Here is a 25,912-nt window from a genome sequence, read left to right as displayed (position 1 = left end):
TCCTAACCCGATGGGATGGGGTGATGACACACCCCTGAACTTGGGCGTTGTCCGAACCAGAAATGGATGAGGACGTGAGCGACCCAAGAATCCCACGCCTTTAGGCGTGCGGAGTGTCAAGATCATTGAAACAACCGCAACAACCCCAGCAGCCGTACTCTGACATAAAGGTAGCCGGTGCGCGGCTGAAACTCCGGGATCAATAATGAGGAGGGGAACGCGATGGATAAATTAATAGTAAAACTGCTTGTTCTACACGCTTTTGTCGCTGATCAGAAAAGGGAATATGCTAAAATGGAAACAGAAGACGTTGTGGAACAGGCTTTTGCCGAGGGGATCGTCGCGGCGTGTGAGTTTTTTGAAGAGGCTTTGGAGCATATGATGGATTATAGATAGCGCGGCCGATGTGTATAGCGTGTATAGTTGTATCAGTACAACCGCCATTCAACGCTTATGTCTGCTTATAAAAACATTAAAGATGAAAAGTTTCGGTATTATATTCTTAAGCAAAAGTCAGACGTTTTTCATGCGATGAAGACGTTTTTCCGAAAAGAAGAAAAGAAAACATTTGTGTAGCTCCTTGCTTCGAGTAAGGGGTTTTTTTGATTCCCAGACAAAATTCGACATTCTCACCTGGAATAATTTGTTATTATTAAGATTGGAAAATGTGAGTGTTAAAAGGGGGACAAATGATGTACGTTGTAGACGGCACTGGTAGAATCTATTATCCGTCGAACTATACGAATTACTTATGGAATGGGCAAACATTGAGGAGGGGAGACAGGAACGATTATGTGAAAACTTTGCAGTCTTGGCTTTATAAAGCTGGATTCAACCCAGGGGGCATTGATGGGATTTATGGAGCCAATACAGAAAAAGCCGTGAAGGAATTTCAAAAGAAGGTTGGAATCGCAGCAGATGGAATTGCAGGAAAACAAACCTATCAGGCTCTGCAAAAGTATGTCAGAGCACAAATGACAGCGTCCCGATCAAACTCACCAAGTAACGATGATCATTGGACAGGTCAAATACTTAGAGAAGGAAATCGGGGACAAGCCGTAAAAGATTTGCAGGATAAGCTTCAGCGATTGGGGTATAACATTGGGACAATTGATGGTGTTTATGGTAAACAAACAACAGAAGCTGTGAGAAGCTTTCAAAAAGCAAATGGATTAGAAGTCGATGGGGTAGCTGGTAAAATCACTTACAGCACTATTGAACATATATTGCAACAAAAAAGTTATTATGATAAAAAGACGGTTATTGAAAATAAGTATAAAGCACTGGAAAATAAGGTTCATTCTAAAGATTCTACGTGGGGAGAAGTGATAAAATCTTGTAACTATTCAGCCACCTCATAAAGTGAGCTGAATATTTTTTGGTTTTCCTGTCTATGATGTGAATATTGATAGACAAGGAGGTGAATCGCATGTTGACGGTACAACAAGCTGTATTTACGGTTGAAAGCTTAATCAGCAAAGTCCAACAACAAAAACAGCTCATTCATCAACTCATTCAAGAAAATGAACATTTGCGTCAAGAAAACAAACAGCTACGCAAAGAAAATGAACAACTGAAGTATCGCGTTCAAGAGCTGGAAGCACGCACGAAAAAAAACAGCTCTAATAGCCATCTGCCCCCATCTTCTGACCGTTTTGAGAAAAAGCGTTCCTCCCGCGAGCCGTCTGGCAAAAAGCCTGGCGGACGGGAGGGACATGAGGGAACGACGCTCCGTCAAGTGGAACATCCACATCATCGTGTCGTCCATCGCGTAGATACGTGTCAAGGATGCGGGTCTTCTTTGCGTGACGTAAAACCGTTCAAAGTCGATGTCCGTCAAGTGTTTGATCTGCCTCCCGTGACGATGGAAGTGACACAACATGAACGCGAAGTGAAATCATGTCCACATTGCCGATGCGTGCAACAAGCCGAGTTCCCATCACACGTCACCAATCATGTGCAATATGGTCCACGGATCACGGCGCTTGTCGTGTATTTATACAACATACAAATGATTCCATATCAACGTTTACGTGACATGATGGAAGAGCTATATCAACATCCGATCAGCACAGGAACACTTGTCAATATGGTCAAACGAGGACGCGAAGCACTCGAACCAAACATGGACATCATCGAGGAAGCATTGCTTCAATCGGACATCTTGCATGTCGATGAAACGAGCTTGCGGATCGATGGCAAACAGGCCTGGGTTCATGTCGCCTGTACATCCGCATATACGTACTTAGCTCCTCACGCTTCTCGTGGAAAGAAAGCAACCGATGAAATCGGGATTCTTCCACGATATAAAGGAACGATGATGCATGATGCATTCGGTACATACCCGAGATACACCGAAGCCACACATGCCCTTTGTCATGCCCATCATTTACGTGACTTGAAAGGATTCATCGAACAAGGGCATACATGGGCAAAACGGATGACCACGTTTCTATTAAATGCCAAACAAGTGGTCGAACAACATGGTGGCTTTCTTCCTGAAGAAGAAGCGAAACGTTGGGAGCACGTGTATGATCGCATACTCGAGAAAGCCAACCATCAGTTGGAAGGGATGACACCGTTGCCGAAAAAAGCGCTCTCCTTCGTTCGGCGACTTCAAAAACGAAAGGAAGAAGCGCTGCGCTTTTTGCGTGAAGCCCACGTTCCCTTTGACAACAACCAAGCCGAACGGGATCTTCGCATGGTCAAAGTCAAAGAGAACATCTCGGGTACATTTCGTCAGGAAACGTTCGCGCAGTCGTTTTGCATCGCAAGGAGCATCGTTTCCACACTCACCAAGCACGAAAAAAACGTGTGGGACTCGTTGTGTCTTCTGTTGACAGGCGAAACGATAGATCGTGTTCTTTCCGCTACGTAGGGCATTTTCTATGACAGAAATGCCCTATTTCTGCTGGGCTACTTTACACACTAGCATCGGGGTGAATAGTTACAAAATCTTTAAAGGAAATTGTTAAACTAGGATTTGATTTTATCATCGGGGATGATATTAAAACTTTATTGGATCCCAATGCTAATACAATTGATAAAGTTATCGCGGCTTTAAGTTTTATTCCGAGTGGTAAAGTGGTTAACGGAGGAGTTAAACTAGGTAAAACAGGTGAAAAACTATTGTTAAAGATGGACTTGCAATTTTTCGGTGAAATAAATTCTTTTGGGAAAATACTCGGAAAATATTCTGACCTTGAACAACTTGCCAAAAATACTAGTCCATATGAATTGATTAAATATCTTGAAAAACAAGGATGGGAAAAGGAGGTGCAACCTGGTGGTAGAAAAAGTGGTTCGGCCACTATATTTACAGATCCTAACACAGGGATGGTAGTACGTATTCATGCAAGCCCAGGGGAAGGAACGCCTTACTTCAGAGTGCAAAACAAGTCTGGGAATTATCTGGACAAAAACGGTAACTTTCCTTCTAGCGCTACTAGAAAAGAATTAAGAGATTTGACGCATTTTTATTTTGGAGAGTAGGTGAATAAAATGATTATCGCCAACAATTATAGAGAGATCAAAGATCATTTTGACTTCACGGATAGCATTATAACGGATATGAAATGGAACAATCCGTTAGATTTATCTATAACAATCGACTATTATTGGGATACACAGGAGAATAGAGAGGAAAATAGAACATTAGCGTTGCATTTTAAGGATTGCCTGACTGTGGAGTACAAAATAAAAAAGGCAATACTAGAAATGTCAAGGGATGATCTCCATTTTGATAGCTTGTTTACCATTATTCGCTTCGAAAATGTAGAAGTAAATTCAAGTGGATTTGACCATTTTCATATCTATACCTTTGATTATAAAGAGCCGCTGCTAAAAATTATTTGTAAGCAGGTTCAGTTGGAAGAAGTGTAGGTCGTTGTTTGTCGAGGGTTTAATTATCGCTTATTTTGGTTAAAGAAAAGGCGGATCGCTCCGCCTTGTTTTTAAAGTTGTTTTTAAGTTATCATCTCGTTAAGAAAAGTAATGAGTCAAGGCGTTACTAACCTGTTAAAAAGTTTACTTTCGATGGCCAATGTGTATAGGGTGTATAGTTGTATCAGTACAACAGCCATTCAACGCTTATGTCTGCTTATAAAAACATTAAAGATGAAAAGTTTCGCTACTATATCCTTAAACAAAAATCAGACGTCTTTCACGCGATGAAGACGTTTTTCCGCAAAGAAGAAAATAAAATGCTCGTATGCCCCCTTGCGTGATGCAGGGGGTTTTTTAAGGATTATGAACACGCTGGGAGCATTTTTTCTGTTCGTTTTTTATATAAATACTCACATTTCGCACCCTAACAGGGTAGAAAGAAAGGATTTTTTATTTAGTTTTTCAGAATCACGTTTCGACCAACACGACGAGCGATGGTAATCCTTTTTTTACCATCGCTGGTCGTTCCGTATGACGTTGCACATAAATGCTCTCATCCAGCCCTAACCCCTGCAGAATCCTTCGCTGTTCAGGGGTGAGTGAGCGATCCAGTGAGCGTTGGATGTGCCCATCCGGCAGCTTGAACAGGACGACGTTCACATATTGAAACAGCTGAAAAATCGCCTGCCCCGTCGGTCGAGTCAGCTTGCGGCCTCCAGCGCCCTTTAACGGGCATTCCGGTGTGATGAACGGACGCACCCGGCGCTGAAAGACGCGGTAAATGGCCAAGGCCAAGAGAAATAAATAGCCCAATACCGCAACTCGTTCTGGCTTTTTGACATCAATCTCATCCGTGAATGTCAAGGCCGATTATTTTTTCCCCAAAATCGCCGGTTTAAAATTCCCCAGAAGGACCTCATGGATCCTTCTGTTTTTCTTGTTGGAGCCTTTTTTCCCGTAATCGATAGCTTTCCCCCTTTAGGTTGAAAATCATAGAATGATGCAGTAATCGATCTAACATCGCTGTCGCCAAAACCGAATCTCCCACGATTTCTCCCCATTCCCCAAAGCTTTTGTTGGAAGTGAGGATAATCGGGGCATGTTCGTACCGACGGGCGACGACCTGAAATAAGTAATGAGCGCTGTTCGGGTCCATATAAATGCACCTTGAAAAGTTAACTTTTCGATTACGCGGAACACCCCAAGCGCCGCAACACTTCCTCCGGGCGTTCCTGAATGTAATGAGCAAATCGTTGAACCGCTTGCACGATCTCGTGGCGGTCTTTGTGAAAGGCGTTGGCGATCATCGTATCCTTCAGCCATTTCCACAAACGCTCGATCGGGTTGAGCTGCGGCGAGTAGGGAGGCAGATACAGGAAATGAAAACATTGTCCTTCTTCTCGCAAAAAGTCCTTCCCCATTCGAGCGTGATGAATCCGGGCATTGTCCAAGACGAGCGCAATGATCCGGTTGGGATGCCGCTCTTTGAGCAGGCGCAAGAAATCCAAGAACGTCGCGGCGTTGGCGGTTTCTGTTTGGTGAAGCACGATGTCCCCATCGTGGACGTTCACCGCGCCAAATACCGAAACATGGGCATGATGGCCGAATGTCGGCACACGTTTTTGACGGCCGACCTCGGACCAAGTGGATCGCAAGACATGATAAGAGCGGATATGCGTTTCATCGATGTACAGAAGAACGGCATCTTCTGTCTCCTTGGTGATCAAGTTTTTTTTATCAAATCCATTTGCTTTTCAAATTGCTTTTGCTCATCCGGATTCCCTTTCGCCAGCGTGTACGTAGGGCGAGTCCATGACAGACCTTGACGGTGCAGGAGTTTTCGCAGCGCTTCACGGGAAAGGCAAACACCAAAGTGCTTTTCGACATAGGATTGCAGGAGTTTGGTGTTCCAGGCCGAAGCGACGTCCCAGCCCAGTTCCGCGGGAGTGGTGGTCAACACAAGCTGTTTGATCTCTTCCTGCTGTTCTTCGGTGAGAAACGGCTCCCGTCCAGGGGCGAAATCCCGATGAAGCAAGAGCTCCAGACCGCCTTCGTTGAACAGCGACACATAATGGGAAACGGTTTGTCGGCACACGTTGACCATGGAGGCCGCCTCTTTGCCCAAATAACCTTCCATGACCAAACGAACCGCCATCACCCGTTGGCGAAGAAGCGCGTTTTTGATTTTCCGTTCCTGTTTGCGAAGCGTCCGTGGCGTCCATCCGTGATCATGGGTGATGTTGAGACGTTTCATGAATGATCCCGCTCCTTTTCCATAGGTTTCCTTAGGAACAGGATAACCGGAGTGTGCATCGGTTATACGAAGGTTAACTTTTTAAGGCTATTCACCACAAAGTGTACTTGACAAATAAAGACGATCATGATTGAGAAAATCAAAACATCTTTTTTCCTTTTAATACCATACGTCTCTTTGAGCAACATTGTTATCATGTTTGTCTTTAAAATTCAAGTACATCTTTTGGTGATGAACCCTTTTTAATGAGCATGTATACAGTTTTAAGTACCCCATTTCATCCATAATGAGAACAGTTGGCTTCACAAACATACGAAGCTTTTTTTCCAGCTTTCCTTCCTGGTCGGCTCTTCTTAACTGAGTGACCAAATCATGGGCGGTAATAAAATACGTTTTATATCCTCTTACGATCGCCTCCATTCCAATCGAAATCGCCAGGTGCGTCTTTCCAATCCCCGGTGGACCGAGAAAAAGGATATTCTCTTTTTGGTCAATAAAAGACAACGTAAGCAGCTCTCGAATCCGACGCTCATCCACTGAAGGCTGTGCGGCAAAATCAAACGTATCGATCGTCTTGCGATATGGCAGTTTGGACAGCTTGATGAGCGTTTGGATCGATCGTGCCTGTTTTTCGACGATTTCTGCCTCTAATAAGCGGAATAAAAACTCCGAATATGGTATATTATGAGTAGCTGCGTATTCTGCCATGGCGGACCATCGCTCCGCCATGACAGGCAAATGGAGTCGGTGGCAATACTCGTGTATTCGTTCTTTCATGAGCTTTCCCCTCGCAGGAATGCGTCATAAACGGACAATGGACGAGTATCCACTTCCACCGAAACAGGCGAAATGGTGGTCGCCATTTCCGTCTGTTTCTTTTTTAGGTTCATCACCAAAAGATGTACTTGACTTTTAAAGACAAACATGATAGCAATGTTGCTCAAAGAGACGTATGGTATTAAAAGGAAAAACGCTGTTTTGATTTTCTCTATCATGATCGTCTTTCTTTGTCAAGTACACTTTGTGGTGAAGAGCCCTTTTTTATTTTTTCGGCGAATGCCATTACTTTTTTCTGTTGGTTCAAGTAAGAAATCTCCTCCCCTCGATAGTACAACCGAATATCCCCATTCAATCGCTCCTTTACCAGAATTTCTTTGCCCGCATACTCCGCCGATAAGAGCCATTGTTCCCCTTTGTAGGAGAAACTGCCATCCCAATGCACTTTCCGATAGGAAAGATAGCTCGTATCGTAATCTTTCTGCGGGAGAGGTTTCAACTGTTCCTCTGCCCAACGCTCTTGCGGAGGAATGCCGGTAGTGGCGTTTGGCTTCCGATTCGCCACTTGATCGAGCCAGCGATGCAAAAGGAAATTCAATTCTTCGATACTTTCAAACGATGTTCCTACATAGAAGTGATCCATAATATACTGAATGGCTCGTTCGACTTTCCCCTTTGTCTGGGCCCGGTAGGGCCGGCATACTTTTGGAATAAATCCATAGTAACTCGCAAATTCAGAAAATCGCTGATTCCATTTCACCACTCCTTGTTCCCGGCCGTCGGCAACGGTCTTCATATTGTCAAATAACACTCTCTTTGGAATCCCTCCAAAGTACTTGAAACTTTGAATCAGGCATTCCATTAAGTGCTCCTGGTCCTGGCTGGTCGTAAATACCGCGTATTTCATCCGCGAATAGCCTAACGTGGCCACAAATAGCGATAACTTGACTTTTTTCCCTTCGATCACAACCTCCCCAACTTCTTTCCAATCAACTTGCATTTGTTCGCTAGGAAGCGTTTCATAGCGAACTGTGTATTTCTTTTTCGCCGTCTCTCGGAAAGGCTGCATATAGTCCTTTAAAATCGTCTTTCCTCCCGTGTAGCCCTGTTGTCGAATTTCGAAAAACAACTTTTCGCTATTAAACACCCCATCCTCTAACATTCGTTTTTGAAGATACGGCTTAAATGGATCCAACTTGCTTTTTCTTGGTTTTCGCTTGAATTTGGAAGGGGGATTGGGGGAGTGAATATATTTTCGGACGGTTTTCCGATCGATCCCCAATTCCCTCGCAATATCGGAAATACTCATTCCCCTTTCATACATCTCTTTGATCATAAAAAAATTCCCCTCTCGTCATCATGAACCATAGCTCCTCTCGTTAACACTATGGTTCTATTGTAAGTGGGGAATTTTATTCCGGCTATATTGGGGATTTTATCATCGGCTTTAACAGTGAAAAAAGGGTCTTTCAAAAAAGCGAAGTTCATTTCCAACGAGATCTGCCCTTTATATAGCTTCAAGATCTCTTGGGCATCCATAGGTTGACCCTTCCATTCTTTCGGAACGGTCGTGACGAGGACAAACCGGGACGCTTTCCGTTTCGCCTGTTCCCACGCATCTTGGTCGAATTTGACGTTCAAGCGAAGGGCGTACACCGTCTCCATGTCCAGTTCCGCCCCTTTTTTCGGCCGTCCGCGCCGTTTTTTCGGACGCACGATCTTTTCGACCGCGGCCTTGACCCGATGAAACTGAGGGCGAAGGGACGCCTTGAGGGACGCCAAGGCTTGTTCCGCGTCTTCCCGGCAGGAGAAGGGATGGCGCTCCCAACGCTCTTGTTCCTCGCGAAGAAGCTCCGCTTCTTTGGCTCGTTCTTTTTCGAGCGTCTTTCCTTTCCGTTGATCGAGCGCGCTCGATTCGACGACGATCAGCCGAACCGGGCGGCCTTCATAGGTCGAGGTCGTTTCCCATACCCGATACGTGGCGCCGTTTCTCTCCGCCAAGGCAAAAGGTTCGCTCCACGGGATGTGGGCCGAATCGGCCTCGGCCCATGCTCGTTTCACGATCCGGAGCGACGAAGGCCTCTCGTGATCAAAAAGGCGTTGGCGGCTTTCGTTTGCGCCAAGGTGTCTTTCGTCATCGCGGCGGAATCGTCCACGTCAATCCATTCGTCTTCGATCTTGGCTTGTTTGAGCTGTTCATGGACACGGGATCTCACTTAAGAATTCCACGTTTTGTCAGGCAGGCTGCCGTCGTGCACATCGCCGTAAAACGGGATGCCGTCCTCGTTGCCGACCAGTCCGAAGCCGATCTGTTTTTGCCAATGTTGATGGCGGTTGCAGCCATGTGTGATCTGCAGAGCCGCTAACGAGGCCGATTCATAGGCGCCGTAAACGGTCTTGTCCGTCGCATCGGCGTGGAACACCCGAAGAGGAAGGTCTTCTTTCCGATAAAGATGAATTAAGCAGGTGCTGATGACGTTGTGAATGCCGTCCTCATACAGACGGTCGAGATGACGAGCCAGCGCATCGTCATTCAACCAGGAAGGATGGAGCCCGGAACGGATGAGTTTCTCCAGATCGATCTCCTGAGCCCATCGTTCCAGGTGAACGAGGGCTTGCCGGCCGTCAAACATATTGTAGAGGATGGCCTGAACGGCATCGCTGGCTCGAGTCTGGCACTGCGGGTGGGCGGGAACGAGATGGTCAATCAATGGGGGCAGGCCCCATTTCTTGAATAGGGCACTTATGATATTCAAATAGGAATTGTGATAGACCGCTTTGACTTGAACGTTCATGAGAGAAAAACTCCTTTACGTTCCTTGTGTGTCAAGGATTCATTCGACGATGGGCGCAAAAAATCCTCCCGATTTTCGTTGAGAGGGTGCGAAATGTGAGTAAATACAACTGGGAGGTTTAACTTATGGCGGACGAAAAAGTAGCCCCCCTATTTTTTCGACTGTCGGAGGCAAGTCTGTGACTTGCCTTCGTCACGCCTTCGCGTGACAGAGGACCGAACAACCAACTGCTTCACAGACAAATGTATTTGTCTGGAAGCGGTGTTGTTCGGTCACCCGACAGTCGAAAAACACCGATTACTCCATAAAAGACGAAAACGTTAAAGTTCTAAATTGCATTTATATAGTTTTGTTAAAAGGAAAATGGCACCATTTTTACATAAATTAACATTTAATTTACGAATCTATTAAAATATTTTAACAATGATCCTGTTAAATGTAAGTAGGATATTTATTTTATTACAAGGAGGAAAATGATGAAAAGGAAAGGAATTGTCGTTGCTTTGGCTCTTGGAATGATGGTTCCGGCATTGCACCCATCTCAAGCTGCAACAAAAGAAGTAAAGATTGAATCGATCTCATTTAGCGGCTCGAGAGTACCAACTACCGCTGAAGAAATGAGCAAGCCGTTTTCAACAGCTTCAGTTGTTGTAAAGTATACGGATGGAAAAACAAAAAACTTCCCGCTTACATATAAGCAGCTTTTTAAAACAACCGATCGGTTTAAAATGTCCAATGGCGAGACGTTCTCAGCAGGTACACCAACGGATTATTATGGTGACCCAATTACCGACAAATCTGTAGATGGAAAACCTGTTCATTATGTATCTGATGCGCCTGATGCGAACAGCTTGCTTCGTCCAATGAAAGACGGTTCTTTGTATCTTGTTTCTCATTATGAATATGATTCCTTGGACAATGCTGGAAATCCGGCATGGCGCCGTGTACCTGCTTCGATGACGTTAACGAAACTATATCAAAATATGAAAACAGGAGAGCTAAAGATTGCAACTGTTGATAAAATTGATTTTTCAACAGTAAACGGTTTATGGGTGCCGTGCAACGGCTCGTTAACGCCATGGAATACGCACTTAGGTTCAGAGGAATATGAGCCTGATGCTCGTTCATTTGAATTTGACACATCAGATAAGCCCAGTCAATCAACAGCTCATTTAAAAGATTTTGCAAAGCTATATTTCGATGATGAGAAAAAAGCAAACCCTTATTATTACGGCTTTATTCCTGAAGTGTTTGTCAGTTCTGACGGAATGACGCGCGTTGTGAAACATTACAGTACCGGACGTCGTTCTAATGAATTGATGGTTGTCATGCCGGATGAGCGTACCGCTTACTTTGGAGACGATGGCGAATATACAATGCTGTTTATGTATGTGGCTGATAAGCCGCGTGATTTGTCAGCTGGCACATTGTATGCGGCGAAGTTTATACAAACAAGTGCAGAAAACGGCGGGGCCGGCAATTTAGAATGGATTAAACTCGGGCATGCGACGGATAAAGAAATTAAACGGATCATTGATAAAGGCATTAAATTCAGCGATATTTTTGAAGTGTCGAATGAACCAAAAGAAGGGTTTACTCCTGTTAAGCAATACTCAGGACAAGGTGCAAACTATGGCAAAATAGAATATTTGAAATTGAAGCCGGGTATGGAAAAAGCTGCGGCATTCTTGGAGACGCGCCGTTATGCAGCGATGTTGGGGGCAACAAGCGAGTTTAATAAAATGGAAGGTTTAGCGGTGAACGCGAAAGACAAAAAAGTGTATGTAGCGATTTCTGATATTAGCAAAGGTATGGAGAAAAACAATCAAGACCCAACGGATCACATTCAATTACCGAAAGTGAAAGCTGGTGCGGTTTATGAGTTAAGCTTAGAGCCAAGACAAAAGAGCACAGCTGGTGAGCCGATTAACAGTGAGTATGTTGCTTCTTCTATGAAAGCGCTCATTGTCGGTGAAGATTTGGCTCAACCTGACGCTTACGGCAATAAAGCGAACGTGAATAAAATTGCTGGCCCGGATAACTTAAGCTTTTCTGAGGATTATCGCACATTGTTTATCGGAGAAGACAGTAGCCAACATATTAACAATTTTGTATGGGCGTATAATGTGGATACGAAAAAGTTATCCCGCATTTTATCTGTTCCCGCTGGTGCAGAGGCAACAGGACTTCAAGCGGTTGATAACCGAAATGGATTTAGCTACATTATGAGCAATTTCCAGCATCCGGGGGACGAATTAGACCATTTTGCACCGACAGCTGTCAAACTTGAGGATGTGAAAAAAGCGATCAATGCTACATATGGAATTAATCAAGCTGGAGCTGTTGGCTATATCCAAGGGTTGCCGAACATTCAAAAACTTCAGGAAGAATTAAAGAAACAGCAAAAAGCTCAACAGAGCAAAAAGAAAAAATAAGAGATAACAGAAAGTCTGCCCCATAACTGAATGAGGCAGACTTTTTTTATAAGGCATGATGAGAAGTATTTTTATGGCCAAAGTTGACGGATATAGATTCTATACCCATCCCGTGCGTCATTGCTTTTGCAATGTGGCAGCCATAGCAAGGACAGCGCCAAGCACGTCTTCCTTGCTTGGAGCGTGCACGGTCAATAGCATCGGCGTCGGTTGGGCGCTGGCGATGACATGAACGGTGACGCCGTCCGCTTGAGCGGTGTACCAAACCGCATCAGTGAACGGTTTAGGCAGTTCGTCTGTTTGCTGGCGGGCGGCGTCGGCATCAACGGCTTGGGCATGTTCTTTAGCAAGCTGTTCATAGTTCGTTTCCCCTTCGGAAAGCAGACGGATGCGGGCAAAGGTGTCGCCATGGAGCAAGACGTCGGCGTTTGGCTCCTCGGCGTCAAGCGTCCATCCTTCTAAAACGTAGAGGGAAAAATGTTGATTGTCGCTCGTTTGCAGCGTCGCTGTTTTCGTGACTGTTTGATTTCCTGCTCGGTAGGACAAAGAAGTCGTTGGTTGCGAAGAGGCAGGTTTTTCTTCACCCGCCGGCGTCTGCCCGGCGGTTTCTTCTTTCGCGGGTGCTTGCCCGCCCGCCGCTGCGGCAGATGGGCCGGCAGAAGAAGCAAGATTTTCGTTTGTCGGTTGCACATCGGCGGACGTTTCTTTTGAGTCGGCTGTCTGTTGTTCCCTCGCTGCCGTCGTTTCCGGTTCCTGCGCTTTCGTTCCGCAGCCAGTCAGCAAGACAGAGACGACAGCGAGAGAAAATAACAGCTTCCAGTATCGATCCATGTTTATTCCTCCTTACGTTCCATATACCACTCATTATACCAATTGAAACGGTGGAAACAAACAGACTGGGTTCCCTATTTTTTCGGCTTGTTTGTTTTTGTCTGTTCTTTGGCATGAAGGGCGATATGCGCACCGCCCCACACGGCGTCGGCTAGAAGAGCGAGTAAAGCATGTGGTTCCCTCCTCATGTATACTAGATGGCAGGATCAACATAATGTATGAAACGCGTTTCAAAGCAAGTCTTTTTTAGGGGAGTGGGGAACATGGCGAATATCCGCGATTTGGCGAAAGAGGCGGGAGTGTCGGTGGCCACTGTATCGAGGGTGTTGAACGGATATCCATATGTGAGCGAGGAAAAACGAAAAGATGGTGTTGCTTTAATAATCAAAACTTAAAAATAGAAAAGAAAGGAGATTTCTACACGGTTGCTTTTCCAACATTGGAGAAAAAAATAGGCGTACCCGTTGTCGTGCATCCCTATCAACAAACATGGCTTGATCGAATCATAGACGGGACTGCCAAACAAGGAACAGCTGCACTCTATAAAAAGAAAAAGAAATGGTGCGTAGCCATTCCCATCACGTTTGAAGTCAAACGACGGAAAGAAACAAAAGTAATGGGAATTGATCTAGGGCTAAGATATATCGCTGTTGCTAGTGTCGGAACCAAATCTTTATTCTTCAAAGGGAATCCATGCGCCTTCATACGCCGACGATACGCGGCTTTGCGGCGAACGTTGGGCCAAGCGAAGAAGCTTCATATGATTCGCAAAATCGGCGATAAAGAGTCCCGCTGGATGAAGGATATGAACCATAAAATCAGCCGTCAAATCGTCCGTTTTGCCCTTGCCAACGGTGTTGGCGTGATTCGGATGGAAGATTTGGCGGGGATTCGGAAACGAGCCGCTTCGGCCAAAGAAGCGGGACGAAGTCTTCATTCATGGGCGTTCCATCAACTGCACACGATGATTGCCTACAAAGCCGAAATGTCGGGCATTCGGGTCGAGTGGGTGAATCCGACTTATACGAGCCAAACGTGTAAATGTGGACATCGGGAAAAGGAAAATCGTAATGGCATGCACTTTACGTGTAAAAAATGCGGATACACCATCCACGCCGACTTGAATGGCGCGATCAACATCGCCAAAGCGATTTCGGGCTTCGCCGCCTAACCTAGCGTACTGGTCACAGGTGCGCCGCCCATTGGGGTACATCTTAACCCGATGGGATGGGGTGATGACACACCCCTGAACTTGGGCGTTGTCTGGACCAGAAATGGATGAGGACGCGAACGACCCAAGAATCCCACGGCTTTAGCCGTGTGGAGTGTCAAATTTGCTTCAGCTGATACCGGTTCACCGGACGGCCGACGCTGCCGTATTGGACATCAAGCGTCACTTTCCCATTTTTTTCGAGATACTCTAAATAGCGGCGGGCGGTGACGCGGGCGATGCCGACCCCTTCGGCCACTTCCTCGGCGGAAACGGGGGAGCGGTGTTGGCGCAAATAGGTGATCACTTTTTCCAATGTCACCTCGTTCAATCCTTTCGGAAGCTCGGAGGACGGTCCGGCTGGTTGTTCAGTCGCCCGCCTTAGGGCATCGAGTTCCACTTGGGTGAGCGATTCTTTTTCGGCAAGCGACCGGCGGAATGCCCGATAGTTTTCCAACGCTTGTTTGAGCCGTTCAAATTTAAATGGTTTCACGATGTAATCGAAGGCGCCGTTTTGCAAAACGCGGCGCACCGTTTCAATGTCGCTCGCTGCGGTGATGGCGATGATATCGACTTCATGGCCGCGGGCGCGGATTTGTTTTACTGTTTCAAGGCCGTCAAGCTGCGGCATGTAAATGTCAACCATTGCTAAATCGGGATGAAGTTCATCAATGAGGCGGAGCCCTTCTTCACCGTTTCTAGCGAGGCCGATGACGGTGAAGCCATCGACTTGTTCAATCATTTGCCGATTCACTTCTTGCACCATCGGGTCGTCTTCAATGAGCAGCACGCGGTACATGCATTTTTCCTCCTTCGTCTCGACCTTGGTCTGGGCTGTTACATGTCGAACGTAATCGTAAACATTGTTCCTTTCTCTTCTTCTGATTGAACGTCGATGCGTCCGTTTCCTTTTTCCACAATTTGCTTCACCAAATATAAGCCGATGCCGCGTCCGTTTTCCCCTTTGGTTGAAAAGCCTTCCTCAAAAATGCGGCCGATGTGCTCGCGGGCGATGCCTCGGCCGTTGTCTTCGACCGAGAGGGAGCAAATGTCTTCATTTTGTTCAATGCTGACGTAAATTTCTTTCTCTCGGTCGGTCACACCATGAAAGGCATCGAAGGCGTTTTCGATTAAATTGCCAAGGAGAACAACGAAATCATGATGATCGAGGTGCGGCGGAAAGCGGTGCAGCCGGCTGTGGCGATCGATTGTCACGCGAATGCCGAGCTCTTTGCCTCGGCGGATTTTGCTCAGGAGCAGCCCTGAAATGCTTTCGTCCTTGATGTTGCGGCTTAAAAACTGCGTCAGTTCTGCTTGTTCCTCTGTAACTTGGAACACGTACTCGAGCGCTTTTTCGATATGGCCGAGCTGAATAAGGCCGGCGATCGTATGAAGCTTGTTCATGTATTCGTGGTTTTGCACGCGCAAGGCGTGGACAAACGCCTTTACGCCCGTCAGTTCTTCGGCCAGCCGTTTCACTTCCGTCCGGTCTTGGAAAATGGCGATGGCGCCGACCGTTTTCCCGTTGACTTTGATCGGGATGCGGTTGCTCCAAATCGTTAGGTTGCCAAGCTGGAGCTCTTTGTTGTAAATCGGCTTGTTTACTTCCAAGATTTCTGGAAGGTGTGTGTCCGGGATGACGGAGCGGATCGGCCGGCCGATGACATCCCCTTTGACGCCGAGCATTTGTTTGGCTCGGTCGTTGAAGATGGTAATGTTTTCATTGCTGTCAATGGCGATGACGCCTTCGTGCATGGCGTTAAACGCTTCGGTTCGTTCGATCAGCAGCTTGGCGATCTCATGCGGTTCCAGCTCAAACATTTGCCGCTTGATATGGGAGGCGAGCAGCCATGCGCCAATTCCGCCGGCAAGCAGGGACAAAACGACCGCTACGGCAGCTTCTTCCTTTAAAGAATCAATGGCTTCAAAAAACGTCGGCAGCCGGTAGGCGGCGATGACGACGCCAATTTGTTCGTGTTCGCTATTCATAATTGGCACGAAGGCGCGAACTACCGTTCCGATTTCTCCGCGGGCTTTGGACGTGTACGTATGTTCGGCAAACGCCGGCCCTTCATCAGCGCCGCGGGAGATCGTGCCGATCATCGCAGGAAGCGGGTGGGAGAGACGCACTTTGTTCATATCAAGAACGACGATATAGTCGGCGCTGTGAATGACGCGCACCCGCTCGACGATTGGATTGATGAGCGCCCGACTTTGTTTGTTTCCAACAATATGGCGCCTGACTTCGGGCAACTCGGAGACGGTGCGCGCGGTTAGCAAGGCGCGCTGGCTGAGCTCCTCCTCCTTTGTATGGAAAAAGTCGCTGATGATAAATGCACCACTCAGAAACATAGAAAAGCTGACGATAGTGAAAGTTAAAATCGTAATTTTCCAGCGAATCGGCAGCTGGTTCATGGCGGAACTCCTTTTTGTCAGTCGTGATGGCCGTTGGTCAGCCATATGAAGAGAATGAATCAACGTTTTTTTTATTATACCAAATCTTCTTGAATGGAAAGAAATGAAAGGTGTAAAATGGCGGTGGGGGAACAAATATTCTGATAGCCTGCGTAAGACGCGGCATTTGCTGCTCTCAAACCGAATCCGTGTCCGTGAGCTCGAGCCGCTTTTTTGCTTCAAACAGTATACCGTTGGAGTACCGTGTTAGCAATGATGATGGATGAAAGAATGGTGTGAACAATGAGAAAAACGTGGAAAGCATGGACAATTCTTTTGTTTGTTGGCCTCGGCCTGATCGGCTGGGCAGCGAGCCGTTCACTGAACCGTGAACCGCTTATCTATGACGACGAGCAAAAGGGGTTGAAAAAGCAAATCATTATTTATTTCAGCCATGTCGTAGCGGAGAATACGCCGAAAGGGCTGGCGGCGCAAAAATTTGCCGAACTCGTTGAGAAAAAGACAAACGGGCGCGTCAAAGTGGAGGTGTTTCCCAACGGCTCGCTTTATTCAGATGGGGAAGAGCTTGATGCGCTGTTGCGCGGCGACGTGCAAATGATTGCGCCATCATTTTCGAAAGTGACAGAATTGATCCCTGAGTGGCAAGTGCTCGATTTGCCGTTTTTGTTCCGCGATGATGACCATGTGCGTTGCGTGTTTACTGGAAAGGTGGGAGTCGAGCTGCTTCAGATGCTCGAGGCGAAAGGGATCAAAGGGTTGGCGTTTTGGAGCAACGGATTTAAGCAAATGATGGGCACGAACCGGCCGCTGATGGAACCGGATGATTTTCGCGGCTTGCGTTTTCGCATTATGCCGAGCGAAGTGATTGAAAGGCAGTTTCGTTTGCTTGGTGGGGAGCCGATTGCCGTTTCATTTGACCGCGTTTATCAGGAGCTTGAACAGCATAAGTTTGATGGGCAGGAAAATACGATTTCTAATATTTACTCGAAAGGGTTTTACAAATTTCAACCGTATATTACAATCAGTAATCATGGCTATCTCGGATACGTGGTCATGATGAATCAGTCATTTTGGGACAGATTGCCGAAAGACATCCAGCAAAAAATTACGGAAGCGATGGCGGAAGCGACGAATTGGAATTTGCGGCAGTCGAAAGAGCAAAACGCACGGGAGCTCCAGCAGCTTGAGCAGCGGGACGGGGTTCATCTGTACATGTTATCGGAAACGGAAAAAAAGAAATGGGAGCAAAAATTTACGCCGCTGTATGAAGAGTTTGCGCGGCAGTTTGGTTTTAAGCTGTTGAATGAAATTAAAAAATCGTGCGAATGAGGGTGTCCGAAAAATAACGGGACGCCCTTTTCTTATTAACGTATAGACGTGTGAAACTCCTTTGCAAGGAGAGCGTTTCGAGGAAAACGCCCATGCCAATGTTGAGACCAAAAAGACCAAAACGATCATTATCACCATAATATTTTGATTTCACCGATTTTTCTTTATGATGATATTGAAAGCGTTGTCAAGATGTCGAAAGGAGTGGGAGAAATGCGGAGAAAGCTGAAAAACTTGACGGTGCAAGTCATCATTGGCATCATTTTAGGGATTATTGTCGGATTTTTATTTCCGGAATTTGGCGCGAAGTTAAAAGTATTGGCGGATGGATTTATTAAGCTCATTAAAATGGTGATCGCCCCGATCATTTTCTTCACAGTCGTGATCGGGATCGGCAATATGGGCGACTTGAAAAAAGTCGGCCGCATCGGCGGCAAAGCGCTCATTTATTTTGAGATTGTGACGACATTTGCGTTGGCGATCGGGATTGTCGTCGTCAACCTTGTGAAACCAGGGGTCGGGTTTAATACGGATGCGGTCAAAGGTGGCGACATTTCGCAATACACGAAGCAGGCGGAAGAAACGAGCCACGGTTTTGTAGATTTCGTGCTAAGCATTATCCCGGATAACGTTGTCGCCGCGATGGCGAGCGGACAATTGCTTCCGGTGCTCTTCTTCGCCGTTTTGTTCGGCTTAGCGGCTGCTGCACTTGGCGAAAAAGCCAAACCGGTGATTTCTCTGTTTGAGAGGTTGGTGGAAATTTTCTTCGGCGTTGTCAACATGGTCATGAAGGTGTCGCCAATCGCTGCATTTGGCGCAATGGCGTACACGATCGGCACATTCGGCCTCGGTTCGCTCGTGTCGCTCGGCAAATTGATGGGTTCTGTTTACATTACGATGGCGCTCTTCATTTTCGTTGTGCTTGGCGGGATTGCCAAGTTTTACGGATTCAACATCTTTAAGTTTCTCGCTTATATTAAAGAGGAATTGTTGCTTGTTTTGGGCACGTCTTCGTCTGAATCAGCGCTGCCGCGGTTGATGGAGCGCCTGGAAAAATACGGGTGCTCAAAATCGGTTGTCGGTCTTGTCGTCCCGACAGGGTATTCGTTTAACCTCGACGGCACATCGATTTACTTGTCGATGGCAGCCATTTTCATCGCCCAAGCGTACGGCATTGATTTAACCATTTGGCAAGAGCTGACGTTGCTCGGAGTGTTAATGCTCACCTCGAAAGGGGCAGCAGGGGTCACCGGTTCCGGCTTTATTACGCTGGCTGCAACGTTGGCAGCATTTCCGATGATTCCGGTCGAAGGGATCGCCTTGTTGCTTGGGGTTGACCGCTTCATGTCGGAAGCGCGGGCGATTACGAATATTATCGGCAATGCTGTAGCGACAGTGGTTGTTTCGAAAATGGAAAACGAGTTTCATCCGAACGAATCTGAAGTGGAGCGCGCCTCGATGAGCGTGGCCAAATAAGCGGCAGGAGCGCTCTGCAAGTCCAATTGACAGCTTTTCCGTTCGCATGTTTCTGACTGCGTCGGAAAAGGCGCCGCACGCTGCAAATTGCCGAATGGATGAAAAGGAATGCAATGACAGCGCGAGGGGAGCGTTTCCCCTCGCTTTTGCGTTGATTTTTCCCTAACAAGAGGGGACATGGGGAAGTGAGAAAGGAGAGCAAGCATATATTTTGCTTTTCTTTCCCTCTTTTCCCATAATGAAACTATAATGAAACTTGAGGAGGAGAGGATATGAACGGCCTGCAAGATTGCGCCGCTTTGCATAACGGAGTGAAAATGCCTTGGGTCGGCCTTGGCGTTTATAAAGTCAAAGAAGGGGAGGAAGTAAGAAGCGCGGTGCGCACTGCGCTTGAGATCGGCTACCGCCATGTCGATACAGCCGCTTTTTATGAAAACGAAGAAGGTGTCGGTCAAGCGATCCGCGAATCCGGCATTCCTCGTGAGCAAGTGTTTGTGACGACGAAAGTGTGGAACACCGATCAAGGATATGAGGCGACGCTGAAGGCTTTTGACAGAAGTTTAAAAAAGCTCGGTTTTGATTACGTCGACTTGTATTTAGTTCATTGGCCGGTGAAAGGAAAATACAAAGAAACGTATAGAGCGCTTGAAAAGCTGTATAAAGACGGTTATGTGCGCGCGATTGGAGTAAGCAACTTCCACATTCACCATTTGCAAGATGTATTGGCCGATTGTGAAATCAAGCCGATGGTCAACCAAGTCGAGTATCACCCGCGCCTGACGCAAAAAGAGCTGCACGCGTTTTGCCGGGAAAACGGCATCCAGCTTGAAGCATGGTCGCCGCTCATGCGCGGGGAAATTTTAAGCGAACCGACGATCGTTGACATCGGGCGCAAGTACGGGAAAACGCCGGCGCAAGTCGTGCTGCGCTGGGATTTGCAGCACGGCGTTGTGACGATCCCGAAATCGGTGACGCCGGCGCGGATCAAGGAAAACGCTGATATTTTTGATTTCTCGCTGACCGACGAAGAAATGAAACAGATCGACGCATTGAACTTGAACAAACGGGTCGGCCCTGATCCAGACAATTTCAATTTTTGATGCCCCCATCAGCCAAATAGCGCCTCGATGCAGGCGCTGTTTTTTTGAAACCAAAGCGGGCTGTTTGACGTATGAAATGATGAGCAAGTACAATAAATAATAGTATACACATTTGATGAACATTGAAAAAACGGAGGGTGCTGCGATGCTATTCCATCCGATGGATATTTTCATTTTTATCGCCTTCCTGATATCGCTTTGGGCGCAATGGAAGGTATCGAGCAATTTCAATGCCTGGTCTGAAGTTCCAGCCTCATCGGGGTTGACGGGGGCGGAAGTGGCGCGCATGATTTTAGACCGCCACGGGCTGCACCATGTGCCGGTGGAGGTTGTGCCAGGGAGATTGTCCGACCATTACGACCCGATTTCCCGCACGGTCCGTTTGTCGGAGCCGGTCTTTTATGGGCGTTCGATCGCTTCCATTTCCGTTGCCGCCCACGAGGTCGGCCATGCCGTTCAACATCAGCAAGGCTACGTTGCACTCGTCCTTCGCCACCGGATGTTTCCGGTTGTGAACTTTGCTTCCGGCGTTGCACCGTTTTTGCTTTTGGCGGGCTTTTTGTTCCACCAGTTTTCGTTGCTTGGCCTCGGCATTTTGTTCTTCTCGCTGGCTGTAGTGTTTCAAGTGATTACTTTGCCGGTGGAGTTTAACGCGAGCGCGCGGGCGAAGCGGTTTATGCTGGCTGAAGGGTTGATCGCCCCAAATGAAGCGCGCGGCGTGAACAAAGTGCTTGGCGCAGCGGCGCTGACGTACGTTGCGGCAACGTTGATCGCCGTGTTTGAACTGCTGAAATATGTGCTCATTTTCACCCAAGGGAACAATAATGAGGAATCGTAACGTATTGGGCTGCCTAAGGCGGCCCAACGGCATCATCGTCTATCAGCTGCAGTGGAAACTTTTGTGTGCAGGAGGTGTAACCTGGGCGCTTCATCCGCGCTCGGAGACGAATTGGATATAGCCAGTTTGCTGTTGGTGGCGTTTCTCATCGCTTGCACCGCCTTTTTTGTCGCCTCTGAATTTGCGATCGTCAAGGTGCGCAGCTCGCGCATCGATCAGCTTGTCAATGAAGGGAATCGACGGGCGGTCGCGGCGAAAAAAGTGATTTCGAATTTGGACGGCTATTTATCGGCGAACCAGCTCGGCATTACGCTCACCTCGCTTGGCCTTGGCTGGCTTGGGGAGCCGACGGTGGCGCGGATGTTGCTGCCGCTGTTTGAACGCCTCCATTTATCGGAATCCGTCTCCCACTTTTTAGCGTTTATCATTTCGTTTTCGCTCATCACCTTTTTGCATGTCGTTGTCGGTGAATTAGCGCCGAAGACGTTCGCCATTCATAAGGCGGAAGCGATTACGCTGTTTACGGCTCAGCCGCTCATCTGGTTTTACAAAATCATGTATCCATTCATTTGGACGCTCAACAACTCTGCGCGGCTCGTGACGCGCTTGTTCGGCCTCAGGCCGGTGGCGGAGCATGAAATCGCCCACTCTGAGGAGGAATTGCGCCTCATTTTATCGGAAAGCTACAAAAGCGGGGAGATCAATCAGTCGGAGTACCGCTATGTCAATAACATTTTCCGGTTTGACGACCGCATAGCGAAAGAAATTATGGTGCCGCGCAAAGAAATTGTGGCGCTCGATATCAACAAAAGCGTCAAGGAAAACTTGGACATCATTCGTGAAGAAAAGTATACGCGCTATCCGGTCATTGACGGCGATAAAGACCATGTGCTTGGACTCATCAACGTCAAAGAGGTGTTTACGGACTTTATTGCCAATCCGTCCAACGAAAAGCAAATGAAAGACTATATCCGCCCGATCATTCAAGTGATTGAATCGATCGCCATTCACGATTTGTTGGTCAAAATGCAGAAAGAACGCATTCATATGGCGATTTTGGTCGATGAGTACGGCGGCACGTCTGGGCTGGTTACAGTCGAGGACATTTTGGAAGAGATCGTTGGCGAAATCCAAGATGAGTTTGACATTGATGAAACGCCTCTGATTCAAAAAATGGACGATCGATTGATCTTGGATGGCAAAGTGTTGATCAGCGAAGTGAATGACTTGCTTGGACTGGACATTGACGATGATGACGTCGATACGATCGGCGGCTGGATTTTAACGAAGCATTATGATATCAAACCAGGCGAGAGTGTAGAAATCGATGGCTACTTGTTTACGGTGAAGGAAATGGATGGCCATCATGTGAAGTCGCTGGAAGTGGAAAAAAAAGAGCCGAGCAAAGAGGAAGAGGCGGCAGACGTTGCTGAAGAGGAGGAACTGCGTTTGTAAGGCAGACGGGGGCGTCTGCCTTTTCTCATTTCGGTCGAGAAATCCCCTCCTCCATCGAAGGAAGGCGGAGGAGATCAATTGTAAGTGCACGAAAGATCGATGGGAAAATCGCTCGTTGGCGCGAGACAAATGATCTCTTCGTTTGTAAACGGATGGTGGAACGTTAGCTTAGCGGCATGAAGTGCATGGCGATGAAACACTGGTTTGCCGCCATAAAGCACATCGCCGACGAGCGGATGGCCAAGATGGGCCAAATGGACGCGGATTTGGTGCGTCCGTCCGGTCTCGAGAGAAAGCTCGACAAGCGATGTTGACGGGAATGTTTTGATGACGCGATAGTGTGTCACCGCTTTTGCCCCCGTTTTCGAGACGCGCCGGCGCGTTGGATGGTGGCGGTCGCGGCCGATTGGCGCGGAAATGGTTCCTGATTTCGGGGACAAACGACCGTGAACAAGAGCGACGTACGTCCGCTTGATGGCACGGTGGGCGAGCATTTGATCGAGCGTCGCACCGGAGAGCGGGTGTTTGGCAAATAAAATCGCTCCCGACGTGTCGCGGTCAAGTCGGTGAATGTGGCGCACTTTTGTCAAAATCGCCTGCGACTGCAAATGAAACGCGACCGCATTGGCGAGCGTGCCGGTTTGCCCCGGTTCGGACGGATGAATGTCGATGCCGGCTTCTTTGTTCAAGACGAGCAGATGGTCGTCCTCCCATAAAATCGAAAGCTCCCGATATTCTGGAACGATGAACGACGGCTCCGGCTTATATGCGTAAAGCTGAAGCCGGTCGCGTTCGTTGAGCACCGTCTTCCAGAGAACCGCCTGGCCGTTCAGTTTGACGCCGTGTTCCATCCGCCAACGGTGGACGAGCTTTTTCGAGGCCGTCCATACGTCTTTCAGCAATTGTTCAATGGTCAGGCCGCTCCAAAAACTAGGAATGGTGCACTCGAGCCAATCGCCTTTTCTTGTCCACAAAGGTTGTCACCCTCTCAATTCCCTGTTAGTCGTGGAAACACTTTCTACCCCTATCCTTGCGCGAGATATGGTACACTCATAGTATCGTCTCAGTGATGGAGAACGCAAGCATTGCGGCGAGAAAAAGGTGGTATGGACGTTGAAAATGATGTATGCGGCGACTCCGGAACAAGAGCATTACATGCAGTATTTGCTCAACTACTTTTATACCGATGTGTTCCCGTATTACTTCGATGATGAACAAATTCGTCAATTTGAGGAATGGGGCATTCTTTCGCTGGACCACGAATATGTTACATATAATGGGACAATGAAAGAGGCTTTCCAAATCATTTCGGCGTTGCAATCGCTCATTACCGTCATCGAACATATCGGAAAGCATGGGGATTTGGAACAGTATGAATGGTTGTTTGTTCGCAATCAAAAGATTTTGGCCCGCCATGGCATTGCTTTTCCTTTTCATGCCAAGCAGTTTACTTGCAGGCGGCTTTGGCCGTGCAGCGTGTATGCGCCTGCGGCGAGCCAATGGGTGATGTAAAACAAGGAGCTAAGCATAGCTTAGCTCCTTGTTTACTTTTCAATGTGCAATGAGGAAAACCAATTTCGGAACGTTCGTTCGTCATGATACCCTTCGATGCGTTTGATTTCTTTGCCGTTTTCGTAATGGACGATCGTCGGGGTGGCTTCAATATGGTACGCATCCCATCCGTCTTCGAACTCAAGCAAGTTGAACAGCTTTAAATTGATGCCAAGCTCCTTCGCGAGCGGCACGACGATCGGCGTTGTCCGGTGGCAGTGCGGGCATGTCGGGCTGTAAAAGTAAACGGTAAGCGTCTTTTTCTCGGCCAGCTGTTGCTTCAACTCTGCGGGCAAAATAATGTTGCGGTAGTTCGGGTCGTCAAGTTGGGCGACGGTGGCTGGGTTCAGCTCGCTTTTATGGTAAGGATTGTTGCTTGCGGCTTCTTTTTGTTCGTACATCGTGATAAACGCGATTGCGGCAAACAGGACGACAATGATGCCGCCAAATATGAGCAATTTTTTCAACGTTCGCTCCCCTTTCTTTGTTGGCGCATGACGGCCCAACTTAGCAAAATAATGATCATAAAGGCGGTTAGCGCCAAAAATGGAATGGTGATAAACCCAAGCCAGTTGATATATTGTCCTGTGCATGGAATGCGACCGCAGCTGATGGCATACTTCTGAAACAGCGGAATTTTTTGCAGCCCATAATGATACAGCGAAATGAGCCCGCCGATCAATGACAGAGCGAAGCTGTAACGCGCCGCCGCCGCGTCTTTGCGCGCGACGGCCATTCCTAAAATGATGACTTGCGGATACATAAAAATACGTTGAAACCAGCACAGGTCGCACGGAATGTACCCAAGCACTTCGGAAAAATAAAGGCTTCCGAGCGTGGCGATCAGCGCTGCCGCCCATGCGGTCAAAAGCAAGTTCTCTGCACGTTTTTCTCGTTCCATGTTCTCTCCTTCTTCCCATCGTGTCCCGATCTTGCCTCCGTTAGCTCCATTATAAGGGAATGGAAAACGGCGCGTCCATTCATAATCGGCAAAGAGGAGGAAAGGAAACAACATTTTCTATCTATATCAGGCGGCAAACGAGCCATACTAATCGGTGAAAGGGGAGGATCACATTGACGAACAACAGCGGAAACAAAGTGCAAGACATTATGACGAAAAACGTCGCAACAATTTCGCCGAACCAAACGGTGCAAGAAGCAGCGCAAATCATGAGCCAAAAAAATATTGGCGCGCTTCCGGTTGTGGAAAACGGGCAAGTCAAAGGGATGATTACGGACCGCGATATTACGTTGCGTGTCTCGTCCCAAGGAAAGGACCCGTCGACTGTTAAAGTAGCGGAAGTCATGACAAATCAAGTCGTCACCGGTACGCCGAATATGAGCGTACAGGAAGCCGCGAATGTCATGGCTCAACATCAAGTCCGCCGTTTGCCGATCGTGGAGAACAACCAGCTTCAAGGCATCGTTGCGCTAGGCGATATTGCGACGAACAGCGCATCAAACGAAGCGGCTGAACAGGCGTTGACGAACATTTCCGAGCCGTCGCAGCCGCAAGGGTAATGGGAGAAAAAGGATGTCCACATTTTCCAGGACATCCTTT

The 25,912-nt window shown here is 47.6% G+C and carries 21 protein-coding genes and 9 pseudogenes; 17 read left to right on the top strand and 13 right to left on the bottom strand.

Translation table 11 applies throughout. The features are described from left to right. The first annotated feature begins 222 nt into the window (after positions 1-222). The 7 genes and pseudogenes from LG52_RS20305 to LG52_RS21045 all read left to right on the top strand — a co-directional run. On the top strand, positions 223-396 hold the full coding sequence (locus tag LG52_RS20305) for a hypothetical protein (RefSeq protein WP_011230059.1): 174 nt from the start codon (positions 223-225) through the stop codon (positions 394-396). A 33-nt stretch (positions 397-429) separates the two neighbouring features. After that, positions 430-576 (top strand): annotated as a pseudogene (locus LG52_RS20615) (sporulation protein YhbH); the annotation flags it as partial. A gap of 116 nt (positions 577-692) precedes the next feature. Then, positions 693-1,361 carry a peptidoglycan-binding domain-containing protein gene (locus LG52_RS12940; RefSeq protein WP_231584465.1) on the top strand — a complete coding sequence of 223 codons (669 nt, stop codon included), beginning with the start codon at positions 693-695 and terminating at the stop codon, positions 1,359-1,361. 68 nt (positions 1,362-1,429) lie between these two features. Beyond that, complete coding sequence (gene tnpC / locus LG52_RS12935) at positions 1,430-2,878, top strand: IS66 family transposase (RefSeq protein ID WP_044730464.1); 1,449 nt, start codon at positions 1,430-1,432, stop codon at positions 2,876-2,878. A gap of 140 nt (positions 2,879-3,018) precedes the next feature. Further along, positions 3,019-3,492 carry a type II toxin-antitoxin system HicA family toxin gene (locus tag LG52_RS12930; protein WP_156135642.1) on the top strand — a complete coding sequence of 158 codons (474 nt, stop codon included), beginning with the start codon at positions 3,019-3,021 and terminating at the stop codon, positions 3,490-3,492. A 9-nt stretch (positions 3,493-3,501) separates the two neighbouring features. After that, positions 3,502-3,882, top strand: coding sequence for a hypothetical protein (locus LG52_RS12925; RefSeq protein ID WP_052523765.1), 381 nt, complete (start codon positions 3,502-3,504; stop codon positions 3,880-3,882). 185 nt (positions 3,883-4,067) lie between these two features. Then, positions 4,068-4,226, top strand: a pseudogene (locus LG52_RS21045) (sporulation protein YhbH); the annotation flags it as partial. Between the two features lie 199 nt (positions 4,227-4,425). On the opposite strand, the pseudogene LG52_RS12920 reads toward LG52_RS21045, so the two are convergent. The 7 genes and pseudogenes from LG52_RS12920 to LG52_RS19200 form a co-directional block, all read right to left on the bottom strand. Beyond that, positions 4,426-4,743, bottom strand: a pseudogene (locus tag LG52_RS12920) (transposase); the annotation flags it as partial. 58 nt (positions 4,744-4,801) lie between these two features. Next, positions 4,802-5,041 (bottom strand): annotated as a pseudogene (locus LG52_RS12915) (ATP-binding protein); the annotation flags it as partial. A 31-nt stretch (positions 5,042-5,072) separates the two neighbouring features. After that, entirely contained in the window at positions 5,073-5,612 is a 540-nt protein-coding gene (locus LG52_RS20300; protein WP_044732256.1) for an IS630 family transposase, read from the bottom strand. Continuing rightward, positions 5,609-6,139 carry an IS630 family transposase gene (locus LG52_RS20295; RefSeq protein WP_044731501.1) on the bottom strand — a complete coding sequence of 177 codons (531 nt, stop codon included), beginning with the start codon at positions 6,137-6,139 and terminating at the stop codon, positions 5,609-5,611. Before LG52_RS20295 ends, LG52_RS20300 begins: the two co-directional genes overlap by 4 nt. 258 nt (positions 6,140-6,397) lie before the next feature. Continuing rightward, positions 6,398-6,916: pseudogene (locus LG52_RS12900) on the bottom strand (ATP-binding protein); the annotation flags it as partial. 212 nt (positions 6,917-7,128) lie between these two features. After that, positions 7,129-8,277, bottom strand: a pseudogene (gene istA, locus LG52_RS12890) (IS21 family transposase); the annotation flags it as partial. Between the two features lie 91 nt (positions 8,278-8,368). After that, positions 8,369-9,711: pseudogene (locus LG52_RS19200) on the bottom strand (IS1634 family transposase); the annotation flags it as partial. Positions 9,712-10,187: 476 nt separating this feature from the next. Here LG52_RS19200 and LG52_RS12875 point away from each other — a divergent pair. Then, a complete protein-coding gene (locus tag LG52_RS12875; RefSeq protein ID WP_052524510.1) occupies positions 10,188-12,146 on the top strand; it encodes a PhoX family protein in 1,959 nt (652 codons plus the stop codon). A 117-nt stretch (positions 12,147-12,263) separates the two neighbouring features. Here LG52_RS12875 and LG52_RS12870 read toward each other — a convergent pair whose 3' ends face one another. Further along, the gene (locus LG52_RS12870; protein ID WP_044732252.1) at positions 12,264-12,977 is read right to left on the bottom strand and encodes a hypothetical protein; all 714 of its coding nucleotides are present in this window, start codon (positions 12,975-12,977) and stop codon (positions 12,264-12,266) included. Between the two features lie 263 nt (positions 12,978-13,240). Here LG52_RS12870 and LG52_RS19195 point away from each other — a divergent pair. Together LG52_RS19195 and LG52_RS12865 are read left to right on the top strand one after the other, a co-directional pair. Next, positions 13,241-13,366: pseudogene (locus tag LG52_RS19195) on the top strand (LacI family DNA-binding transcriptional regulator); the annotation flags it as partial. Next, a pseudogene (locus LG52_RS12865) lies at positions 13,333-14,148 on the top strand (RNA-guided endonuclease TnpB family protein); the annotation flags it as partial. The pseudogenes LG52_RS19195 and LG52_RS12865, both read left to right, overlap by 34 nt. 157 nt (positions 14,149-14,305) lie before the next feature. Here the strand turns inward: LG52_RS12865 and LG52_RS12860 are convergent. Both LG52_RS12860 and LG52_RS12855 read right to left on the bottom strand, forming a co-directional pair. Then, the gene (locus LG52_RS12860) at positions 14,306-14,986 is read right to left on the bottom strand and encodes a response regulator (RefSeq protein ID WP_044732251.1); all 681 of its coding nucleotides are present in this window, start codon (positions 14,984-14,986) and stop codon (positions 14,306-14,308) included. Between the two features lie 38 nt (positions 14,987-15,024). Next, on the bottom strand, positions 15,025-16,602 hold the full coding sequence (locus LG52_RS12855; protein WP_044732250.1) for an ATP-binding protein: 1,578 nt from the start codon (positions 16,600-16,602) through the stop codon (positions 15,025-15,027). A gap of 282 nt (positions 16,603-16,884) precedes the next feature. On the opposite strand from LG52_RS12855, the gene LG52_RS12850 reads away from it, so the two are divergent. The 5 genes from LG52_RS12850 to LG52_RS12830 all read left to right on the top strand — a co-directional run bounded on the left by LG52_RS12850 (position 16,885) and on the right by LG52_RS12830 (position 22,800). Then, entirely contained in the window at positions 16,885-17,931 is a 1,047-nt protein-coding gene (locus LG52_RS12850) for a TRAP transporter substrate-binding protein (RefSeq protein ID WP_044732249.1), read from the top strand. Between the two features lie 213 nt (positions 17,932-18,144). After that, a complete protein-coding gene (locus tag LG52_RS12845; RefSeq protein WP_044732248.1) occupies positions 18,145-19,407 on the top strand; it encodes a dicarboxylate/amino acid:cation symporter in 1,263 nt (420 codons plus the stop codon). Between the two features lie 272 nt (positions 19,408-19,679). Beyond that, complete coding sequence (locus LG52_RS12840; protein WP_044732247.1) at positions 19,680-20,507, top strand: aldo/keto reductase; 828 nt, start codon at positions 19,680-19,682, stop codon at positions 20,505-20,507. A 145-nt stretch (positions 20,508-20,652) separates the two neighbouring features. Further along, positions 20,653-21,345 (top strand): zinc metallopeptidase, encoded by a 693-nt coding sequence (locus LG52_RS12835; protein ID WP_044732246.1) that lies wholly within the window; start codon positions 20,653-20,655, stop codon positions 21,343-21,345. A 111-nt stretch (positions 21,346-21,456) separates the two neighbouring features. Continuing rightward, entirely contained in the window at positions 21,457-22,800 is a 1,344-nt protein-coding gene (locus LG52_RS12830) for a hemolysin family protein (RefSeq protein ID WP_044732245.1), read from the top strand. Between the two features lie 74 nt (positions 22,801-22,874). Here LG52_RS12830 and LG52_RS12825 read toward each other — a convergent pair whose 3' ends face one another. After that, positions 22,875-23,774, bottom strand: coding sequence for an RluA family pseudouridine synthase (locus LG52_RS12825; RefSeq protein WP_044732244.1), 900 nt, complete (start codon positions 23,772-23,774; stop codon positions 22,875-22,877). Between the two features lie 139 nt (positions 23,775-23,913). On the opposite strand from LG52_RS12825, the gene LG52_RS12820 reads away from it, so the two are divergent. Then, positions 23,914-24,312 carry a YhcU family protein gene (locus LG52_RS12820; protein ID WP_044732243.1) on the top strand — a complete coding sequence of 133 codons (399 nt, stop codon included), beginning with the start codon at positions 23,914-23,916 and terminating at the stop codon, positions 24,310-24,312. A gap of 32 nt (positions 24,313-24,344) precedes the next feature. Here LG52_RS12820 and LG52_RS12815 read toward each other — a convergent pair whose 3' ends face one another. After that, a complete protein-coding gene (locus tag LG52_RS12815) occupies positions 24,345-24,818 on the bottom strand; it encodes a thioredoxin family protein (RefSeq protein ID WP_044732242.1) in 474 nt (157 codons plus the stop codon). Further along, the gene (locus LG52_RS12810; protein WP_044732241.1) at positions 24,815-25,252 is read right to left on the bottom strand and encodes a disulfide oxidoreductase; all 438 of its coding nucleotides are present in this window, start codon (positions 25,250-25,252) and stop codon (positions 24,815-24,817) included. The genes LG52_RS12815 and LG52_RS12810 overlap by 4 nt, the downstream gene beginning before the upstream one ends. Before the next feature lie 173 nt (positions 25,253-25,425). Here LG52_RS12810 and LG52_RS12805 point away from each other — a divergent pair, with 173 nt between their 5' ends. Continuing rightward, entirely contained in the window at positions 25,426-25,872 is a 447-nt protein-coding gene (locus LG52_RS12805) for a CBS domain-containing protein (RefSeq protein WP_011230073.1), read from the top strand. The last annotated feature ends 40 nt before the right edge of the window (positions 25,873-25,912 follow it).

Source organism: Geobacillus kaustophilus, assembly GCF_000948285.1.
Classification (GTDB): Bacteria; Bacillota; Bacilli; order Bacillales; family Anoxybacillaceae; genus Geobacillus; species Geobacillus thermoleovorans_A.
Note: the sequence above shows the minus strand (reverse complement) of the source record. Positions and strands in the feature narration are given on the sequence as shown.

Coding starts and splice junctions, on each gene's coding strand:
- LG52_RS12925 (WP_052523765.1), top strand. CDS start 3,502: ATGATTATCGCCAACAATTATAGAGAGATCAAAGATCATTTTGACTTC.
- LG52_RS12875 (WP_052524510.1), top strand. CDS start 10,188: ATGAAAAGGAAAGGAATTGTCGTTGCTTTGGCTCTTGGAATGATGGTT.
- LG52_RS12810 (WP_044732241.1), bottom strand. CDS start 25,252: ATGGAACGAGAAAAACGTGCAGAGAACTTGCTTTTGACCGCATGGGCG.
- LG52_RS12845 (WP_044732248.1), top strand. CDS start 18,145: ATGCGGAGAAAGCTGAAAAACTTGACGGTGCAAGTCATCATTGGCATC.
- LG52_RS20295 (WP_044731501.1), bottom strand. CDS start 6,139: ATGAAACGTCTCAACATCACCCATGATCACGGATGGACGCCACGGACG.
- LG52_RS20305 (WP_011230059.1), top strand. CDS start 223: ATGGATAAATTAATAGTAAAACTGCTTGTTCTACACGCTTTTGTCGCT.
- LG52_RS12835 (WP_044732246.1), top strand. CDS start 20,653: ATGCTATTCCATCCGATGGATATTTTCATTTTTATCGCCTTCCTGATA.
- LG52_RS12855 (WP_044732250.1), bottom strand. CDS start 16,602: ATGAACCAGCTGCCGATTCGCTGGAAAATTACGATTTTAACTTTCACT.
- LG52_RS12860 (WP_044732251.1), bottom strand. CDS start 14,986: ATGTACCGCGTGCTGCTCATTGAAGACGACCCGATGGTGCAAGAAGTG.
- LG52_RS12940 (WP_231584465.1), top strand. CDS start 693: ATGTACGTTGTAGACGGCACTGGTAGAATCTATTATCCGTCGAACTAT.
- LG52_RS12850 (WP_044732249.1), top strand. CDS start 16,885: ATGAGAAAAACGTGGAAAGCATGGACAATTCTTTTGTTTGTTGGCCTC.
- LG52_RS12840 (WP_044732247.1), top strand. CDS start 19,680: ATGAACGGCCTGCAAGATTGCGCCGCTTTGCATAACGGAGTGAAAATG.
- LG52_RS12870 (WP_044732252.1), bottom strand. CDS start 12,977: ATGGATCGATACTGGAAGCTGTTATTTTCTCTCGCTGTCGTCTCTGTC.
- tnpC (WP_044730464.1), top strand. CDS start 1,430: ATGTTGACGGTACAACAAGCTGTATTTACGGTTGAAAGCTTAATCAGC.